The organism is Mycobacterium sp. (assembly GCF_019247615.1).
Classification (GTDB): Bacteria; Actinomycetota; Actinomycetes; order Mycobacteriales; family Mycobacteriaceae; genus Mycobacterium.
This window is the reverse complement of record NZ_JAFBAT010000022.1, coordinates 1-17361: the sequence shown is the minus strand read 5'-3', so window position 1 is coordinate 17361 and position 17361 is coordinate 1. Positions and strand designations below refer to the sequence as shown.

19 protein-coding genes and 1 pseudogene are annotated in these 17361 nt (G+C 66.5%); 13 read left to right on the top strand and 7 right to left on the bottom strand.

All coding sequences use genetic code 11. From position 1 onward, the window contains the following. Positions 1-1106, bottom strand: a pseudogene (locus tag JO059_RS01615) (acyl-CoA dehydrogenase family protein); the annotation flags it as partial. Between the two features lie 107 nt (positions 1107-1213). Here JO059_RS01615 and JO059_RS01610 point away from each other — a divergent pair. The 4 genes from JO059_RS01610 to JO059_RS01595 all read left to right on the top strand — a co-directional run bounded on the left by JO059_RS01610 (position 1214) and on the right by JO059_RS01595 (position 4611). Beyond that, positions 1214-1675 (top strand): nuclear transport factor 2 family protein, encoded by a 462-nt coding sequence (locus JO059_RS01610; protein WP_293314229.1) that lies wholly within the window; start codon positions 1214-1216, stop codon positions 1673-1675. Positions 1676-1750: 75 nt separating this feature from the next. Continuing rightward, a complete protein-coding gene (locus JO059_RS01605; RefSeq protein ID WP_293314228.1) occupies positions 1751-2857 on the top strand; it encodes a Re/Si-specific NAD(P)(+) transhydrogenase subunit alpha in 1107 nt (368 codons plus the stop codon). Continuing rightward, the gene (locus JO059_RS01600) at positions 2858-3190 is read left to right on the top strand and encodes an NAD(P) transhydrogenase subunit alpha (protein WP_293314226.1); all 333 of its coding nucleotides are present in this window, start codon (positions 2858-2860) and stop codon (positions 3188-3190) included. After that, positions 3187-4611, top strand: a complete 1425-nt coding sequence (locus JO059_RS01595) for an NAD(P)(+) transhydrogenase (Re/Si-specific) subunit beta (protein ID WP_293314224.1) — start codon at positions 3187-3189, stop codon at positions 4609-4611. The genes JO059_RS01600 and JO059_RS01595 overlap by 4 nt, the downstream gene beginning before the upstream one ends. 60 nt (positions 4612-4671) lie before the next feature. Here JO059_RS01595 and JO059_RS01590 read toward each other — a convergent pair whose 3' ends face one another. After that, positions 4672-4797 (bottom strand): hypothetical protein, encoded by a 126-nt coding sequence (locus JO059_RS01590; protein ID WP_142272835.1) that lies wholly within the window; start codon positions 4795-4797, stop codon positions 4672-4674. Positions 4798-4927: 130 nt separating this feature from the next. On the opposite strand from JO059_RS01590, the gene JO059_RS01585 reads away from it, so the two are divergent. Continuing rightward, the gene (locus JO059_RS01585; RefSeq protein WP_293314217.1) at positions 4928-5551 is read left to right on the top strand and encodes a TetR/AcrR family transcriptional regulator; all 624 of its coding nucleotides are present in this window, start codon (positions 4928-4930) and stop codon (positions 5549-5551) included. On the opposite strand, the gene JO059_RS01580 is transcribed toward JO059_RS01585, so the two are convergent. Together JO059_RS01580 and JO059_RS01575 are read right to left on the bottom strand one after the other, a co-directional pair. Then, positions 5548-7011, bottom strand: coding sequence for a PE-PPE domain-containing protein (locus tag JO059_RS01580; protein WP_293314216.1), 1464 nt, complete (start codon positions 7009-7011; stop codon positions 5548-5550). The two genes, JO059_RS01585 and JO059_RS01580, sit on opposite strands and share 4 nt — an antisense overlap. A 127-nt stretch (positions 7012-7138) precedes the next feature. Next, a complete protein-coding gene (locus tag JO059_RS01575) occupies positions 7139-8041 on the bottom strand; it encodes an alpha/beta hydrolase (protein WP_293314214.1) in 903 nt (300 codons plus the stop codon). 68 nt (positions 8042-8109) lie between these two features. Here JO059_RS01575 and JO059_RS01570 point away from each other — a divergent pair, with 68 nt between their 5' ends. From JO059_RS01570 to JO059_RS01560, 3 genes are all read left to right on the top strand, one after another. Next, positions 8110-9210, top strand: a complete 1101-nt coding sequence (locus JO059_RS01570) for a diacylglycerol kinase (protein WP_293314213.1) — start codon at positions 8110-8112, stop codon at positions 9208-9210. 17 nt (positions 9211-9227) lie between these two features. Next, the gene (locus tag JO059_RS01565; RefSeq protein WP_293314211.1) at positions 9228-9968 is read left to right on the top strand and encodes a glucose 1-dehydrogenase; all 741 of its coding nucleotides are present in this window, start codon (positions 9228-9230) and stop codon (positions 9966-9968) included. A 147-nt stretch (positions 9969-10115) separates the two neighbouring features. Next, positions 10116-11459, top strand: a complete 1344-nt coding sequence (locus JO059_RS01560; protein WP_293314210.1) for an FAD-binding oxidoreductase — start codon at positions 10116-10118, stop codon at positions 11457-11459. Here the strand turns inward: JO059_RS01560 and JO059_RS01555 are convergent. Further along, positions 11456-12007, bottom strand: a complete 552-nt coding sequence (locus tag JO059_RS01555) for a TetR/AcrR family transcriptional regulator (RefSeq protein WP_293314208.1) — start codon at positions 12005-12007, stop codon at positions 11456-11458. The two genes, JO059_RS01560 and JO059_RS01555, sit on opposite strands and share 4 nt — an antisense overlap. Positions 12008-12023: 16 nt before the next feature. Beyond that, a complete protein-coding gene (locus JO059_RS01550; protein ID WP_293314207.1) occupies positions 12024-12857 on the bottom strand; it encodes a thioesterase family protein in 834 nt (277 codons plus the stop codon). A 210-nt stretch (positions 12858-13067) separates the two neighbouring features. On the opposite strand from JO059_RS01550, the gene JO059_RS01545 reads away from it, so the two are divergent. From JO059_RS01545 to JO059_RS01535, 3 genes are read left to right on the top strand one after another with little or no spacing between them, the layout of a single operon-like run. Continuing rightward, entirely contained in the window at positions 13068-13967 is a 900-nt protein-coding gene (locus JO059_RS01545) for an acyl-CoA thioesterase domain-containing protein (protein ID WP_293314205.1), read from the top strand. A 27-nt stretch (positions 13968-13994) separates the two neighbouring features. Next, the gene (locus JO059_RS01540) at positions 13995-14915 is read left to right on the top strand and encodes an LLM class F420-dependent oxidoreductase (protein ID WP_293314204.1); all 921 of its coding nucleotides are present in this window, start codon (positions 13995-13997) and stop codon (positions 14913-14915) included. Then, positions 14916-16067 (top strand): acyl-CoA dehydrogenase family protein, encoded by a 1152-nt coding sequence (locus JO059_RS01535; protein ID WP_293314202.1) that lies wholly within the window; start codon positions 14916-14918, stop codon positions 16065-16067. Here JO059_RS01535 and JO059_RS01530 read toward each other — a convergent pair. Next, positions 16051-16725 carry a DUF427 domain-containing protein gene (locus JO059_RS01530; RefSeq protein ID WP_293314200.1) on the bottom strand — a complete coding sequence of 225 codons (675 nt, stop codon included), beginning with the start codon at positions 16723-16725 and terminating at the stop codon, positions 16051-16053. The two genes, JO059_RS01535 and JO059_RS01530, sit on opposite strands and share 17 nt — an antisense overlap. Between JO059_RS01530 and JO059_RS22875 the strand changes: the two genes are divergently transcribed. Both JO059_RS22875 and JO059_RS01525 read left to right on the top strand, forming a co-directional pair. After that, positions 16724-16891, top strand: a complete 168-nt coding sequence (locus tag JO059_RS22875) for a hypothetical protein (RefSeq protein WP_366516139.1) — start codon at positions 16724-16726, stop codon at positions 16889-16891. The genes JO059_RS01530 and JO059_RS22875 overlap by 2 nt on opposite strands. Positions 16892-17184: 293 nt before the next feature. After that, the coding region (locus JO059_RS01525) for a CoA transferase (protein ID WP_293314231.1) at positions 17185-17361 on the top strand (177 nt) is incomplete at its 3' end.

The following is a 17361-nucleotide window of genomic DNA, read 5'->3' as shown; positions in this document are numbered from 1 at the left end:
TGCCAGGCGTACAACCGGGCCAGCGCCGTGTCCTCGCTGACGCCCGCGGCGCCGTGTACTTGGATCGCGCGGTCGACGACGTCTCAGGCTACCTGCGGCGCCACCGCCTTGATCTGTGAGACCAGTAGGTGGGCGGCCTTGTTGCCCTGCTGATCGATGGTCCAGGCCGCCTTCTCGCACAACAGCCTGGCCTGGTCGATTTCATTGCGTGACTTGGCAATTGCCTGCTGGACCAGACCTTGGTCGGCCAGTGGACGCCCGAACGCCACGCGGTTGCGCGCGCGGTCTGTCGTCAGGGCCAGTGCGCGTTCGGCCCCGCCCAGCGCGCGCATGCAGTGGTGGATGCGGCCCGGACCGAGTCGCGCCTGGGCGATCGCGAAGCCGCCGCCCTCCTCGCCGAGGAGGTTGCTGACCGGTACCCGGACGTTGTCGTAGACGATCTCGCAGTGCCCGGGCTGGTCCTGGTAACCGAAGACCGTGGTCGAGCGGACGACGTTCACCCCGGGCGTGTCGATGGGCACCAGGACCATCGACTGCTGCTGGTGGCTGGCCGCGTCGGGGTTGGTGCGCCCCATCACGATGAGGATTTTGCAGCGCGGGTCCGCGGCCCCGGAAGTCCACCACTTGCGTCCATTGATGACGTAGTCGCTGCCGTCGCGGACGATCGAGGTCTCGATGTTGCGGGCATCGCTGCTGGCGACGGCCGGCTCGGTCATCGAGAAGGCACTGCGGATGTCCCCGTTCAGCAATGGCTCCAGCCACTGCTTGCGCTGCTCCTCGGTGGCGAACAGGTGCAGGGTTTCCATGTTGCCGGTGTCCGGCGCGGCGCAATTGAGCGCCTCCGGCGCGATCTCGAGGCTCCAGCCGGTGATCTCGGCGAGCGGCGCGTATTCGAGGTTGGTAAGTCCCGACTCGGCCGGCAGGAACAGGTTCCACAGGCCGGCCGCCTTGGCCTTGATTTTCAGTTCCTCGACGATCGGTGGGACGGTGTGGTCGTTCGGGCCGGCCTCGTGGCGGTACTTGTCGTATTCGGCCTCGGCCGGGAAGACGTATGCGGTCATGAAGTCGGACAAGCGCTTGTGGTAGTCGCTCGCTTTCGCCGACATCGCGAAGTCCATTCCGCCACGATATCTTCCGGCGCGAGCAGACGCAGAATCGGATTTTGCCGCTGAGATCAGTGCGATTCCGCGTCTGCTCGCGGTAGACAGGGCGCATGACTGAGTCGCGCCGGCCGTTCCCGCCGTTCAACCTCGAGACGGCGCTGCAGAAGGTTCAGGCAGCGGAGGATGCCTGGAACACCCGCGACCCAGAACGCGTCAGCCGGGCCTACACGCCGGACTCGCGCTGGCGAAACCGTGATGAGTACATCGTCGGGAGGGACGCGATCGTGGCATTCCTGAGTCGTAAGTGGGAGCGCGAACTCGACTACTCGCTGCGCAAGAGCCTGTGGGACTTCCACGACAACCGCATCGCCGTGCGCTTCCAGTACGAGTGCCACGACCGCGGCGGCCAGTGGTATCGCAGCTACGGCAACGAGCTGTGGGAATTCAGCCCGAGCGGATTGATGTCGCGCCGCGAGGCCAGCATCAACGACGTGCCGATCGCCGAGTCCGAGCGCCGATACTTCGGGGCCCGGCCACCATCGGAGCACGGGCAGGACATCCCGCTCTGGTAGCGCAGGCGGGCAATCAGGTTAGGGTGACTGGGGCAATCGGCGGGGCAGTAAGTAAGGAAAGTAGATGTACGCGCCATGACAGATGCGCAGACGGAGCAGACGACCGTGGGGGTGGTCGCCGAGTCCGGGACCGACGAGCGGCGCGTCGCGCTGGTGCCGAAGGCGGTTGCGTCGCTGGTCAACAGCGGCGTGGCGGTCATCGTCGAGTCGGGCGCCGGTGAGCGGGCGTTGTTGCCCGACGAGCTCTACACCGAGGCGGGAGCCGGCATCGGTGACGCTTGGTCCGCCGATGTCGTCGTCAAGGTCGCCCCTCCCACGCCGGAGGAGGTCGGCAGGTTGCGCAGCGGGCAGACGCTGATCGGCTTCCTGGCGCCGCGCAACGCCGAGAACTCGATCGGCGCGCTGACCGAGGCGGGCGTGCAGGCGTTTGCGCTCGAGGCCATCCCGCGAATCTCGCGCGCCCAGGTGATGGACGCGTTGTCGTCGCAGGCCAATGTGGCCGGATACAAGGCCGTGCTGCTGGCGGCCTCGGAGTCGACCCGGTTCTTTCCCATGCTCACGACGGCGGCGGGAACGGTGAAGCCGGCCAGCGTGCTGGTGCTCGGTGTCGGGGTGGCCGGCCTGCAGGCGCTGGCGACGGCCAAACGCCTGGGTGCCCGAACCTCCGGCTATGACGTCCGCCCGGAGGTGGCCGACCAGGTGCGATCGGTGGGGGCGCAGTGGCTCGACGTCGGCATTGATGCGGCCGGTGAGGGCGGGTACGCCCGCGAGCTCAGCGACGAGGAGCGCGCGCAACAGCAGGAAGCCCTCGAGAAAGCGATCAGCGGTTTCGACGTGGTGATCACCACCGCGCTGGTCCCGGGCCGGCCCGCGCCGCGCCTGGTGACCGCCGCGGCGGTGGAGGCGATGAAACCCGGCAGCGTGGTGGTGGACCTGGCCGGGGAGACCGGCGGCAACTGCGAGCTCACCGAACCGGGCAAGACGGTAATAAAGCACGACGTGACGATCGCCGCCCCGCTGAACCTGCCGGCGACGATGCCCGAGCACGCCAGCGAGCTCTTCAGCAAGAACATCACGGCGCTGCTCGAACTGCTGATCAAGGACGGCAAGCTGGCCCCGGACTTCGACGACGAAGTGGTCGCGGCGGCCTGCGTGACCCGGTCTGGTGGAGGGGACAAATAGATGTACGACGAGTTGCTGGCGAATCTGGCGATCTTGGTGTTGTCCGGCTTCGTCGGGTTTGCGGTGATCTCCAAGGTGCCCAACACGCTGCACACCCCGTTGATGTCGGGGACGAACGCCATCCACGGCATCGTGGTGCTCGGCGCCCTGGTGGTGTTCGGGGCGGTCGAGCACCCGTCGCTGGCAATCCAGATCATCCTCTTTGTGGCCGTCGTGTTCGGCACGCTGAACGTGATCGGCGGGTTCATCGTCACCGACCGCATGCTCGGGATGTTCAAGGGCAAGAAGAAGGCCGCCACCCCCGCGAAGACGGAAGACCTCGCCGCGAAATGAACTACCTCGTCACGATCCTCTACATCATCTCGTTCTCGCTGTTCATCTACGGGCTGATGGGCCTGACGGGCCCGAAGACCGCGGTGCGCGGGAACCTGATCGCCGCCGTGGGCATGGCCATCGCCGTGGGGGCGACCCTGATCAAGATCCGCCACACCGGGCAATGGCCGCTGATCATCGCCGGCTTGGTCCTCGGCGTCGTGCTGGGCGTACCCCCGGCCCGGTTGACCAAGATGACCGCCATGCCGCAGCTGGTGGCGTTCTTCAACGGCGTGGGCGGCGGCACCGTCGCGCTCATCGCGCTGGCGGAATTCATTGAAACCAAGGGCTTTTCGGCCTTCCAGCACGGCGAGTCGCCGACGGTGCACATCGTGGTGGCCTCGCTGTTCGCCGCGATCATCGGATCGATCTCGTTCTGGGGATCGATCATCGCATTCGGCAAGCTGCAGGAGATCATCTCCGGAGCGCCGATCGGGTTCGGCAAGGCGCAACAGCCGATCAACCTGTTCTTGCTCGCCGCGGCGATCGGCGCCGCGGTGGTCATCGGCGTGCACGCACACCCGGGCAGCGGCGGGGCGTCGCTGTGGTGGATGATCGGCCTGCTCGCCGCCGCCGGCGTGCTGGGCCTGATGGTGGTGCTGCCCATCGGCGGCGCCGACATGCCGGTCGTCATCTCCCTGCTCAACGCAATGACGGGGCTGTCGGCGGCCGCGGCGGGTCTGGCGCTCAACAACACGGCCATGATCGTGGCCGGCATGATCGTCGGCGCCTCCGGCTCGATCCTGACGAACCTGATGGCCAAGGCGATGAACCGGTCCATTCCCGCGATCGTTGCGGGCGGCTTCGGCGGCGGCGGGGTGGCGCCCAGCGGCGACGCAGGTGGCGACAAGCACGTCAAGTCGACGTCGGCTGCCGATGCGGCGATCCAAATGGCCTACGCCAACCAGGTCATCGTCGTGCCGGGATACGGCCTGGCGGTCGCGCAGGCCCAGCACGCCGTCAAGGACATGGCCAACCTGCTCGAGGCGCGTGGGGTGCCGGTCAAATACGCGATCCACCCGGTCGCCGGCCGCATGCCGGGCCACATGAACGTGCTGCTGGCCGAGGCCGAGGTGGACTACGACGCGATGAAGGACATGGACGACATCAACGACGAGTTCGCCCGGACCGACGTCGCGATCGTCATCGGCGCCAACGACGTCACCAACCCGGCGGCGCGCAATGAGGCGTCCAGCCCGATCTACGGCATGCCGATCCTCAACGTCGACAAATCCAAGTCGGTGATCGTGCTCAAGCGGTCGATGAACTCCGGTTTCGCGGGCATCGACAACCCGCTGTTCTATGCCGAGGGGACCACGATGCTTTTCGGGGACGCGAAAAAATCCGTGACCGCGGTCGCGGAAGAACTCAAGGCGCTATAAGGGCGTGGTGACCGCAAGCGCAGCGGGGCTGGGCGCTGCGGGTCACCACCAGACAGCTTGCTAGACGGGCGGATAGGCCTGCGGCGGGTAGCCGTTGCCGTCGACGACGCCGCGCAGACCCCACGGGACGTACTTGAAGAAAAATTCGATCTCGTCGCTCATGTCATAGTCAGGACTCGGGTCCATCGGTCCACCCCTTAAGGTCGCGACTTGGTCGTGAACGAGTCTAGTCCCATCCGTTACGGTGCGTCACCGGCGTCTTGCATAAACTGTCCAACCAGTTGATTGACGATCCACGTGACGATAGCGAGTACCGATGCCATCCGAGAACGGGCTGACACGCCGCGAGGAGTTGCTGGCTGTGGCCACCAAACTGTTCGCCGCGCGCGGCTACCACGGCACGCGGATGGACGACGTCGCGGACGTGATCGGATTGAACAAGGCAACCGTCTACCACTACTACGCCAGCAAGTCGCTGATCCTGTTCGACATTTACCGCCAGGCGGCCGAGGGCACGCTGGCCGCGGTGCACGATGACCCGTCATGGACGGCGCGCGAAGCGCTTTACCAGTACACCGTCCGACTGCTGACCGGAATCGCGGCCAATCCCGAGCGTGCCGCGGTGTACTTCCAGGAGCAGCCGTACATCACCGAGTGGTTCACCAGCGAACAGGTCGCCGAGGTCCGTGAAAAGGAGGCCCAGGTCTACGAGCATGTGCACGGGCTCATCGACCGCGGGATCGCCAGTGGTGAGTTCTACCAATGCGATTCCCACGTGGTGGCGCTGGGCTACATCGGGATGACGCTGGGCAGCTACCGCTGGCTGCGCCCGCACGGACGGCGCAGCGCCAAGGAGATCGCCGCCGAGTTCAGCACCGCGCTGCTTCGGGGCCTGATCCGCGACGAGTTCATCCGGCAGAATTCCCCGCTGGGGCCTTAGGTCGCGATCGGCGGAGTGTTGTGGAGCGCGCTCCCCAAGGCGCCGCTCAGCACGGATAGCCCCGTCGTGCTCGATTGGCCGAGGAAGACATTGAGCTGCGGGTCGATCGACGGCACCCACGGGTAAATGGTCGGGAACATGGACGTTGACGCCAGCCCCGATTCGACGCCGATCTCCACAGCGGCGCCGTAGGGGCCAAGCACGGTGCCCAGGAGCAGGTCGGGCACGATCGTGAACGGGTTCGGTATCGCCAACAGCCCGGCGGGCGTCGGGATGTTGGCGTAGTTGCCGCCCGGACCGAAGCCGGCGTAGCCCTGGTCGACGATCACCCGCAGGTCCGGCTGCAATATGTCGGCGATCGGCGGACCGGCATAGGGGATGTCGCGAATCGGCTGCAGCAGCGGCAGGTTCTGCGTCGTCAGCATGTAGTAGTGGGTCTGGCCGGTGTAACCCGGAGATGTCGGCAACGGCACGGCGTTCGCGATCTGCATGGGCGTCAGGCTCGGGTACGTGCTGTGGAGGAAGAAGTAGCCCATGACGGCGTTGACGTCGGACACGATGTTGAGCGGGTATTGGGGCGCATCGGCGATGCCGTCGTACTGGAGCGTGTAAATGCTGGTCGGGTAGGGCGAATTCGGCGGGGTCGCGCCGTTGAACGTCACGTCGAGCCCTGGGATGTAAAAGCCGGGGAAGCGCTCGAGTAGGCCGCCGACCGGGTTGTTGGGGTCGCCGATCATCATGAACGACAGCTGGCCTTGGTAGGGCGAGCCGGCGGCCATGAGGGCGGTTATCTCGTTGGTGGCGATCGTGGCGCTCTGCGAATAGCCGAACACCAGCGCGCTGTTCAAGGGCTGGTTGGTGAGAAGCGAACTGAGCTTGGTGTTGAGCAGGGCGACGCCCTGGGCGACGGATTGGTTGAACGTCAAGTTGCCGAGCTGCGGGGTGACGGGCCAGAACTGCTCGGGCGTGAACAGACCTTGCGGAATGGCCGAAGAATAAAGGGGATTGGGCTTGATGTACGTGCTGTAAATGCTGTTCACGTAGACCGGGTCGGGCTTGGGGTTGAACGTGCCGCCCATGATCAAGGCGTACAAGGGGTCTCCGGAGGCGGACTGCGCCGGGGAAGCCAGAACGCTGAGCCCCCCCGCACCGCCGCCGGCGCCGCCGAGCAGGCCCGCGTTGGCGCCCTCGATTTCGGCGTACGCACTGCCCGCCGCCGCCAGTGCCTGGGCGAACTGATCTTGAAAAGTCGCCGCTCTGGAGAGGGCCGCTTGGTATTGCCGGCCATAGACGCCGAACAGATTCGCGATCGCCGCCGACACCTCATCCTGGGCCGCCGCAACCAAACCGGTCGTCGGGCCTGACGCGTTCGAGCCGGCCGCGGTGATGGCGGAACCAATACTTCCGACTTCGGCCGCCGTGGACGCCAACGTCTCCGGGGCGGCAAGCAAATACGACATCTCCCTGTCCTTCCCCACGGACCCGGAACCCGTCCCGGGCCAAAGCGGGAGTACTGACAGAGAGTAAAACCGTCCTGGTCGGAAATCAGGCGTTTCGCTCAAGTTGCCTGAGTTCTAACGCCCGCGGTCAGGCTGCTTTGAGGTGCTTGTCCAGGAAAGCGAGCTGGTCGGCGATGACTCTCTCGAACGCGTCGGCGACATAGATGGCGAAATGCCCTTCGGTGTACGTCCGGACCTCCGCGCGCGGGGCCTTGGCCGCGTAGCGGAGCGTCGGGCCCGCGGGCGCCACCGAGTCGGTCTCGCACACACAAAACAAGATCGGGCAGGCGATCTTCGGGGCCAGCCGCCCGGGACGATACGTGGCGACCCTCAGGCCGATGCGCGCGCAGACCTCATTGCGCAGCTGCGCACCGCTCGGTACCAGGCTCAGGTAGCCCTCATAAGCGTCCGGCGCGGTCATCAACGCCACCTCACCGGGCCTTCCCGCGGTGGCGATCATCACCGGAGGCTTTCCCGCCACGGAGCTGACGACGTCGCGCAGGGCCCGTGCGGTGATGCGGGCAACGGTCAGCGGGTTGATCGCGCGCAGCGAGGCAATGCCGTCGGTGAACGGGCACTGGGCCACCGCGGCCCTGATCCCCGGCACTCGCGCCGCCGTAGCGATCGCGTGTCCGCCGCCAAAAGACGTGCCCCACAGGCCGATTCGATCGCGGTCTACGCCTTCGAGCGTGCGGGCGTAGGCCACCGCCGCCGCCCAATCGGCAAGCTGCATGCCGATGTCGAGCAGTTGCCGCGGCTGGCCCTCGCTGTCGCCGAAGTTGCGGTAGTCGAACACCAGGCAGGCGTACCCCGCGTCGCTGAATCGCTCGGCATAGGCGTCCAGCCGCATGGTGCGCACCGCCCCGAGGCCGTGCGCCATGACCAGCACGGGCGCGGGGCCGCCGCCGACGTCGTCGTTCGGGGGCCGGTACAACCATGCGCTGATCCGGTCGTCGCCGGATACGAACTGAACGTCCTCGCGTTGTCCCATCGCCGTTCGATTCTGCCCGTCGGCTAGTGTCTGGAAAAGTTTTGAGCGTTCGAGGGACGGAGACTCTCATGACTATCCGCGTCGCGCACGTCGGCACCGGAAACGTCGGCAGGCTTGCCCTCGCCGAGCTCATCACCAATCCGCAGTTCGAACTGACCGCATTGTGCGTGTCGACGCCGGAGAAGGTGGGCAGGGATGCCGGGGAGCTGTGCGGGGTCGGCCTCGACGCCGACATCGTGACGGGCGTCGCGGCGGTCGGAGATCTCGACGCCCTGCTGGCCACCGAGCCCGAATGTGTCGTCTACTGCGCGATGGGCGACACCCGGCTGCCCGACGCCATGGCGGACGTCATGCGCATCCTGGCCGCGGGGGTCAATGTCGTGGGATCATCGCCGGGCTTGCTGCAGTACCCGTGGGGCGTGCTGCCGGACAAGTACATCGCTCGGGTGGAAGACGCCGCGCGGCAAGGCAATTCGAGTATCTTCATCACCGGGGTCGACCCGGGGTTCATCAACGACCTCATCCCGTTTGCGCTGGCGGGCACCTGCCGGCGCATCGAGCAGGTGCGCTGCATGGAGATCGCCGACTACGCCACGTATGACGGCTCGGAGGTCATGCACTATATGGGATTCGGCAGACCGCTCGACGACGTGCCGATGCTGCTGCAACCCGGCGTGCTCGGCATCGCCTGGGGTACGGCGATTCGACAACTCGCGGCCGGCCTCGGCATCGAGATCGACGAGATCACCGAGTCATACCAGCGTGAGCCCGCGCCCGAGGACTTCGACATCGCCGTGGGCCGCATCCGGCAGGGCACGATGGCGGCGCTGCAATTCGAGATCCGCGGCATGGCGGGCGGTCGCCCGGCCGTTGTCGTCGAACACGTCACCCGGTTGCGACCGGACCTGCGACCGGACTGGCCACAACCCGCTGTGGGCGGCGGCTGCTACCGCGTGGAGATCATCGGGGAACCAACCTACGCCGTGGACATCGTCCCGAGCAGCCGCAAGGGCGACCACAACCACGCCGCCATCGCCGGGGCCGCCGGGCGCATCGTCAATGCCGTCCCCTTTGTGGTCGCGGCGCCTCCCGGCATCCGCACCACCCTCGACCTTCCGCTCATCACCGGCAAAGGCCTGTACGCGCCGGGCGATCTGGTAGCCAGCTAACCGAAAGGAGAATTCTCGTGGGACGGGTTGACGGAAAGGTAGCGCTCATCAGCGGCGGAGCCCGAGGAATGGGCGCCTCTCACGCGCGGCTACTCGTCCGGGAGGGCGCCAAGGTGGTGATCGGCGACATCATCGACGACGAGGGCAAGGCGCTTGCCGACGAGATCGGTGACGCCGCGCGTTACGTCCACCTCGACGTGACCCAGCCCGAACAGTGGGACGCCGCGGTGGCGGCGGCGACCGGGGAGTTCGGCAAGCTCGACGTCCTGGTCAACAACGCCGGCATCGTGGCGCTCGGGAAGCTGAAGGACTTCGATCTGGCCAAGTGGCAGAACGTGATTGACGTCAACCTGACCGGTACCTTCCTGGGCATGCGGGCGGCTGTGGAGCCCATGACCGCGGCCGGGGGCGGTTCGATCATCAACGTGTCATCGATCGAGGGACTTCGTGGTGCGCCGTTGGTGCATCCCTATGTCGCTTCGAAGTGGGCGGTACGCGGGCTGGCCAAGTCGGCGGCATTGGAGCTGGCCCCGTTGAACATCCGCGTGAACTCGGTCCACCCCGGCTTCATCCGCACGCCGATGACCGCCAGGCTCCCGGACGACATGGTCACCGTGCCGCTGGGCCGTCCGGGCGAGTCGTCGGAGGTGTCGACGTTCGTTCTCTTCCTCGCGAGCGACGAATCGTCCTACGCGACGGGCAGCGAGTTCGTCATGGACGGCGGACTGGTGACAGACGTGCCACACAAAAAGTTCTGACAGAGAGTTCTGAATGCGACCGGCACGACGTGGCGTCGTTGCGTTTCAGCGGCGCCGCGGCGGGGGATTCTGCCTGATCACAATTCCCGCGAACCCTGCGTTGATCCGCGTCATGCGGCGGAATCCGGCGATGCTATAACCGCGAGCATGCCCACGGAGGACCTGAAGAGGATCGTGGGAGCCAACCACGTCATCACCGCTCCCGACGTGCTGTCCGGTCGCAGCGCCGATTACACCGGGCGTTATCGAGGACGCGCCAGCGCACTGGTGCGCCCCGGGTCCGCCGAGGAGATCGCCGAGGTGTTGCGCGTGTGCCGCCAGGCCGGGGCACACGTGACGGTGCAGGGCGGTCGCACCTCGCTGGTGGCCGGCACCGTGCCCGAGCACGACGACGTGCTGTTGTCGACCGAACGGCTCTGCGCCGTCGGCGATGTCGACACCGTCGAGCGCCGCGTCGAGGTGGGTGCCGGCGCCGCGCTGGCCGTGGTGCAGCGCGCCGCAATGGGGGCGGGGCTGGTATTCGGTGTGGATCTGGCGGCGCGGGACACGGCGACGGTCGGGGGCATGGCGTCGACCAACGCCGGCGGGCTGCGGACTGTGCGCTACGGCAACATGGGCGACCAAGTCGTGGGCCTGCAGGTGGCGCTGCCCGACGGTTCGCTGATGCGTCGCCACAGTTCGGTGCGACGGGACAACACCGGCTACGACCTGCCGGCGTTGTTCGTCGGCGCGGAGGGCACTCTCGGCGTCATCACGTCACTGGAGCTGCGGCTGCACCGCACGCCGTCGCATCGAGTGACGGCGGTGTGCGGCTTTTCGGACCTGGAGGCGCTGATCGATGCCGGCCGCACTTTTCGGGACGTGGACGGGATCGCGGCTGTGGAATTGATCGACGGCCGGGCCGCCGCGTTGACCGCCGAGCACCTCGGGGTGGGCGCTCCGGTGCCGGGCGACTGGCTGCTGCTGGTGGAGCTCGCCGCCGACCACGACCAAACCGATCGGCTCGCCGACCTGCTCGCCGGCGTGCGCATCTGTGGCGATCCCGCGGTCGGTGTGGATGTCGCTGCGCAGCAACGGTTGTGGCGTGTCCGCGAATCCCTGGCCGAGGTGCTGAGCGTCTACGGACCCCCGCTGAAGTTCGACGTGTCGTTGCCGTTGTCGGCGATCGGCGGCTTCGCCCGCGACGCGGCCGCCTTGACCCGCGCGCAGGTGGCTGACGCGCTGCCGCTGCTGTTCGGACACATCGGGGAGGGCAATCTGCACCTGAACGTGCTGCGTTGCCCGGTCGAACGCGAGCAGGCGTTATACGAGCCGATGATGGATCTCATCGCGCGCTGCGGCGGCAACGTCAGCTCCGAGCACGGCGTCGGCAGCCGCAAGCGTCCCTATCTCGGCATGTCGCGCGAGCCGGCGGACATTGCCGCCATGCGGGCCGTCAAGGCCGCGTTGGACCCGACCGGCTACCTCAATGCGGCGGTGTTGTTCGACTAGGTCGATTCCCCTCCGGCGCCCTTGATGCCGACGGCGTGGCGCAACTGGGCGAGGAATTGATCGGCGTCGTCGCTTCGAACTATGTAGTGCGAGATGGCAATCCGGATCACGGTCGCAGCTTTCACCGCAGCGTTGGGTCCGGACATATGCCGTTGCAGGCCGTCGCGCATTTGTGGGATGACGCGGGCGAACTGAGCGATGGTGAGCTCGGGTTCTACGTCGACCATCCGCACGCCCGAATACGAATGCTGGTATTCGACGATGAATCGCAGCACGGCGTCGAGCTTGTCGACCCCCTTGAGCCCGGCAGTGGCCTTGGCCAAACCGCTGTCGAAGATCTGCCGCTCCCACTGTGAGAAAGCCGAGAGCAACTCCTCTTTGGACGCAAACCACCGGTAGAGCGTGGGACGCGAGACCCCGGCCTGGGCGGCGACCTCCGACAGGCTGAGCTTGGTCTTGCCATTTCGGCCGAGCACCTCCGCGGTGGCGGCGAGAATCCGCTGCCGCGTCGAGATGTCGGTCGCTGTGGCTTGCCCCGGTTGGCTCATCGCTCTCGCTCCCCGATCAGGCCCGGCCGGGGCGACGGCGCACCAGCACGCACTGCTGTATGGCACCTATTGCACCCCGCTCGTCAAACAGCGTGCCGACCGTCGTCCCGATACCGTCGGGGCCGTAGCTGGTCTCCGCCCGAATACCGATCCAGTCGCCGTCGGGGATGCGGAACACGTGCACGGCCAGATCGGTGTTGAGGAATGTCCACTTGGTGATGTCGAGCTTGCTGCCGATGCCATTCGCGCAGTCCGCCACCGCGAACAGCCGCTCGAGCCGGGTCATCGTCTCGCCTTTGACCAGGTCCACGGTCGGCTTGATCCACGATTCTCCCGGGCCCTGGCTCAATGGTTCGGTCAGCCACAGCCAATCCAGGCTGTGAACGTAATTGCGGTCCCATTCCCTGGCCTTGAGGTTGCGGTCGCGGGCCTCGGTACGCGGCCGGGGGAGGGGAGCGGCCGCGTAAGCCAGCGCCCGCGTGTCCTGGTGCTGCAACCGCCATCCGCTGGCGCGCGCCACCGGCCGCGGTTCGCTATCGGGCCCCGGTGCCAGCATCTCGGCGCCGACCAGTTCGATCTGTTTACCCGGCCGGTGCATTCGCGACCGGACCCATAGGTCGCCCTCGGCCGGCACCCCGCCCAGCAGGTCGATCACAACGCGGGACAACCGGGTGTCGTCGCGTGGGGCGCATCCCTCGAGGGCGCGAACCAGCAGGGCGGCCACCGGTCCCGCATGCTGTATCGCGGCCGACCAGGTGCCCCGCGTCAGGTCGGTTGGCCGGAACTTCGTACCGAGCGCGTCCGAGTCGTCGGACGCGGATTCGATCAACTCGTAGTAGGCGTCCGTCACGGGTCCACCCCAGGGACGCTCAGGGCAAGCGGCAGCCGCAAGGGCCGGGCCGTCATCCGCTTACGCCATTACAAAGCACCGCAAAAGTGTCATGCACCGCCGCTGGCGGTGTCAACGTGACAGGTTGTCGGTGGGCAAGCTAGCTTTACAAATCATGCCCGCAGTGTCACGCTGACCGGTGAGCGGCGACGGGCGAGAGGCGGGGCGGGTTTGACCGAGATTTCACGGGATTCAGATCAGGCTCAATGGTCGGTCGCCGGCCTACTGGAATTGTTCGACGCGCAACCTGTCGGGCCCGACCGATTCACCGCCGGGACCGCCGGTGACGTTGCCTCCGGCCGGGACGAACGGCAGGTCGTGGAGGGCACCCAGGTGCTCGCCCAGGCGATTGTCGCTGTGGCGAAACGATTCCCGGACAAATCGGTGCGCTCGGCGCACGCGGTGTTCTCCCGCGCCGTCGCCGTTGGTCCGCCCATCGAGCTCGTTATCGACGTGGTACACGAAGGCAGGTCCACGGCCACAGCCGTTGTGGCCGTGCAGCAGAACGGCAGACGTTGCCTGAGTGTGACCGCGCTGGCGGACGTCCCGACGGGTGATGTCGTCCGCCACCACCTGCCGCGGCCCGAGGTGGCGGCGCCGGCCGACGCCAACGTGTCGGATATGCCGATGATCGGCCGGGAGCTGCGGCTCGTCGACGTCGTCGATGTCAACAGCCCCGACGAGGTGGGGCCGCCCGAGTTGTACGCGTGGCTGCGGTACGACCCGATTCCGACCCGCGACGACCTGGCCAAGGCGCTCGTCGCGTACTTCACTGGCCATCTCGGTATTTCCACCACGATGCGCGCACACCCTGGAATCGGCACCAGCCAGGCACATCTCACCGTGTCCACCGCACCGATGACGATCTCGGTCGCCTTTCACGAGCCCGTGCACTGGGCGGGTTGGCTGCTGTATTCACACGAAAGCACTCAGGTGGGCGCGGGCATGTCGTACGTGCGAGGCACCGTGCACACCGAGGAAGGTGAGCTGCTGGCGTCGTTTGCCCAGGAGGCTTTGATCCGCCCGCTGCGCACCAGCGACGCCGCGATCGAAGCCCGCTCGCGGTTCTAGGCCGGACGGTTATCCGAAAGAACGCCAATGCGCTTCACCATCACCCACCCGATGCACACCCATCCGTACAACCCCGAATTGGTGACGGGAGAGGGTATCGCGAGCGTGGCCGCCGCCGCCGAGGCGGCCGGATTTCACGGCTTCGGGTTCACCGACCACCCGGCCCCGTCGCAGCGCTGGCTGGAAGCGGGAGGGCACGACGCGCTCGATCCCTTTGTGGCGCTGGGCTTCGCGGCGGCCAAGACGTCAACACTGCGGCTCATCCCCAACATTGTGGTGTTGCCGTATCGGAACCCCTTCGTGGTGGCCAAGTCCGGCGCGACATTGGACCTGCTCTCGGGAGGACGATTCACCCTCGCGGTCGGAGTGGGTTATCTGAAGCGGGAATTCGCGGCGTTGGGCGTGAACTATGACGAGCGCCTCGCGCTGTTCGAGGAAGCACTGCAGGTGATCCGGTCGATCTGGACCGGCGACGAAATCTCTTTTGAGGGAAGGCATTTTAGTGCTCGTGGGATCACGGCCCACCCTCTCCCCGCCAGTCGGCCCCATCCACCGATCTGGATCGGCGGCAATACGGCGGCGGCTCGCCAGCGAGTTGCGCAGTACGGCGACGGCTGGTGCCCTTTTCCGGCCCCGGCGCGTCTGGCGCACACGGCGGGTACGGCGGCCATGGAATCCGGGGATCGCCTGCGCGCCGCCATCGACGATCTGCGGCGCCGATGTGATGCCGCGGGCCGCAACTTCTCCGCGATCGACATCGCCTTCACCAACTTCGAGGGCGGCAGCCCGGCGAACGACGACTTCAACGCCGACGCCTACCTGGGTGGCCTCGAAAAGTTGGCGGCCATGGGGGTGACCTGGGTACAGGTCGGGCTCGCCGGCGACAGTCTGGCGCATGCCCTGGAAAGCATCGACCGTTTCCGAGCGCACGTGATCGACGCGATCTAGATGGACTTTTCGCGGGTGGCGCTGTCGGCCGAGGACACAGCTTTTCAGGAGCGAACGCGGGCGTTCATCGCCGAACTGGTGACCGAAGAAGTGTTGCGGCGTGACCGGGAACTGGGCGAAAACTTCGATGAGCAAGTCCATGTGGCGTTGGGTGAAGCGGGGTACCTCGCGTCGGATTGGAAGTCCGAGTCCGAAGGCGGGTTCAGCCCGGTTCGCCGGCGAATCTTTGAGCTCGAGATCGCCCGGGCCCACACGCCGTGGTACCACTGGGGCACAACGTCTGTCGTCGCGCGGTTGGTGCAGCAATTCGGTGCACCCGAGCTCGCCGGCCGGGTCGTGCCGGGGGTGCTGTCCGGCCAGATCCGGCTCTGTCTGGGCTACACCGAGCCCGACGGCGGCTCCGACGTGGCCACCTGTAAGACTCGGGCGGTGCGTGACGGCGCTGGGTGGATCATCAGCGGCTCCAAGATGTTCACCTCGAACGCGCAGAATGCTCGGTACGTCTTCCTGCTCACCAACACCGACCCGTCGGGGCCGAAACACAAGAACCTCACGATGTTTCTGGTGCCGCTCGATTCGCCCGGGATCGACATTCAGGGCATTCGCACGTTGGACGGCGACCGCACCAACATCGTCTACTACAGCGACGTGCGCGTCGACGACCTGTACCGGATCGGTGACGTCGATGGCGGCTGGACGGTGATGCGTGCGGCGCTCGACTACGAGCACGGCATCGTTGAGTCGGAAGACCATGGCCTACAAAGTATTTCGGCGATGTCCGGTCACGGAATGATAATGGCCGAGGCGGTGGACAAGGTCGCGGCGATCGTGTCTGGTGCGAGCGATGAGTCGGTGAAGTACCGGCTGGGCCGGTGCTTCGCCCGGGCGGAGGCGGCGCTGTCTACTCCCGGGATGTTCGGGCGCGTTTCTGTGGCACAGACGATGCGCGACATCTCCGCGGATCTGATGGATGTCTTGGGAGCCGCATCTGCGCTGCCGACCGACACCGCCGGGTCCGTCGACGACGGAGCGACGGAATACCTTTTCCGGCTGGCACTTCCGACGGGCATCTACGGCGGCACACTCGAGGTCTTCCGCAACATGATCGCCCAGCACGCGCTTGGGCTGGGACGGCCTAACTACCCGGGCTGAGCGGCAGTTCGGCCAAGACGTCGGCGCGAGTGTCGTCGAAACTGAGGAATCCTTTGATGGGCAAGCTTTCCGGCGGCGGATTCGCATAGCTCCACGCGACATCCTCGACGGTGCCGACCGACCAGTATGTCGCAATGCCCTTGTAGTTGCAGTAGCTCGATGTCGGGGATGGTTGCAGCAGATCGGTGCGCACGTAGGTGGAATCGACGTAGAGGCGGGGCTCCAGCGCGGTTTCGAAGAGGATCACCGTGTCGTCGGTGTCTACCAGCGTGATGCCGTCGACCGAGACGCGCAACTGGCGCTTCGTTGGACGGCAGTCGACGCGGTGATACGGGTTCGGCGGATAATGCACGAGTTTTCGCCCTTCCTCGAACCAGGCGTCGACGGCATCCCAGGGCACGTGGACGTACCCGGGAGCTTCCGGCTCTGGTCGGCTTGGCAGGTCGCCGACTTCGGCAACCGGGAAGACGTAGCTGAGCGGATGACCGCGCCGATGCACCATCAGCGCCCGCTCGGTGTCGATCACCGGGCAGCCGTCCCGCACGGCCAAGACGCGTCGCGGATGTGGCTCGAGGTAGACGACGCAGGCGGGCAGTGGCGTCGAAAACCAGCCGGCTGGATCGCCGCTGAGCGGACCACGTCCGGCAACCAGAGTCATGGTGTTCCTCCCTTGTCCCACGAGGGGCGGCCGGCGCCATGGTCAGCCCGTTGGCATGGCGGTGGACACCGCGGGCAACCTTTACGTCGCCGATGAGGGCACCAACCGGGTCTGGAAACTGGGGGCCGCAGACGCTGGCCGCATCGTCCTTCCGTCGGCAGCCTGATCACAACACGCCGCACCCGTCGGGGTCCTGCTGGTGCAGCCGCATCGTCACCGTTGGTATGTGGCAGGCGGCAGGGGCCCAAGGCTTGGCTGGGCTATTACCGCTCATAGCGGTCAACCGCCCTTCATTTGCCTCGATTCAAGGCACCACGGTTCGGCAATCGTGTTGCCCTTTGGCGCTATCACGATCCCAACTGCCGCGCGATTCGGCAAACCGGCTGACGGACCCGATGATCCGTCGGCTCTCCGAGCGCCGCCGATTTACACCTCAGACGTGACGCTAAGGTCCCAATCATGGCGGGACCGCTGGAAGGCATCAAGGTCGTCGAGCTGGGAGTTTGGGTGGCCGGACCGGCCGCCGCTGGCATCCTGGCCGACTGGGGCGCCGACGTCATCAAGATCGAGCCGCCCACCGGTGATCCGGGGCGACTGTTCGGTCGAATGCTGGGCTGCGATCTCGGGGTCAATCCG

Excerpts from the sequence above, each read along its gene's own strand:
- JO059_RS01540 (WP_293314204.1), top strand. The coding sequence starts at position 13,995 with ATGCGCTTCACCATCACCCACCCGATGCACACCCATCCGTACAACCCC.
- JO059_RS01575 (WP_293314214.1), bottom strand. The coding sequence starts at position 8,041 with ATGGGACAACGCGAGGACGTTCAGTTCGTATCCGGCGACGACCGGATC.
- JO059_RS01570 (WP_293314213.1), top strand. The coding sequence starts at position 8,110 with ATGACTATCCGCGTCGCGCACGTCGGCACCGGAAACGTCGGCAGGCTT.
- JO059_RS01530 (WP_293314200.1), bottom strand. The coding sequence starts at position 16,725 with ATGACTCTGGTTGCCGGACGTGGTCCGCTCAGCGGCGATCCAGCCGGC.
- JO059_RS01585 (WP_293314217.1), top strand. The coding sequence starts at position 4,928 with ATGCCATCCGAGAACGGGCTGACACGCCGCGAGGAGTTGCTGGCTGTG.
- JO059_RS01600 (WP_293314226.1), top strand. The coding sequence starts at position 2,858 with ATGTACGACGAGTTGCTGGCGAATCTGGCGATCTTGGTGTTGTCCGGC.
- JO059_RS01555 (WP_293314208.1), bottom strand. The coding sequence starts at position 12,007 with ATGAGCCAACCGGGGCAAGCCACAGCGACCGACATCTCGACGCGGCAG.
- JO059_RS01595 (WP_293314224.1), top strand. The coding sequence starts at position 3,187 with ATGAACTACCTCGTCACGATCCTCTACATCATCTCGTTCTCGCTGTTC.
- JO059_RS01535 (WP_293314202.1), top strand. The coding sequence starts at position 14,916 with ATGGACTTTTCGCGGGTGGCGCTGTCGGCCGAGGACACAGCTTTTCAG.
- JO059_RS01590 (WP_142272835.1), bottom strand. The coding sequence starts at position 4,797 with ATGGACCCGAGTCCTGACTATGACATGAGCGACGAGATCGAATTTTTC.
- JO059_RS01610 (WP_293314229.1), top strand. The coding sequence starts at position 1,214 with ATGACTGAGTCGCGCCGGCCGTTCCCGCCGTTCAACCTCGAGACGGCG.
- JO059_RS22875 (WP_366516139.1), top strand. The coding sequence starts at position 16,724 with ATGGTGTTCCTCCCTTGTCCCACGAGGGGCGGCCGGCGCCATGGTCAG.
- JO059_RS01580 (WP_293314216.1), bottom strand. The coding sequence starts at position 7,011 with ATGTCGTATTTGCTTGCCGCCCCGGAGACGTTGGCGTCCACGGCGGCC.
- JO059_RS01560 (WP_293314210.1), top strand. The coding sequence starts at position 10,116 with ATGCCCACGGAGGACCTGAAGAGGATCGTGGGAGCCAACCACGTCATC.
- JO059_RS01605 (WP_293314228.1), top strand. The coding sequence starts at position 1,751 with ATGACAGATGCGCAGACGGAGCAGACGACCGTGGGGGTGGTCGCCGAG.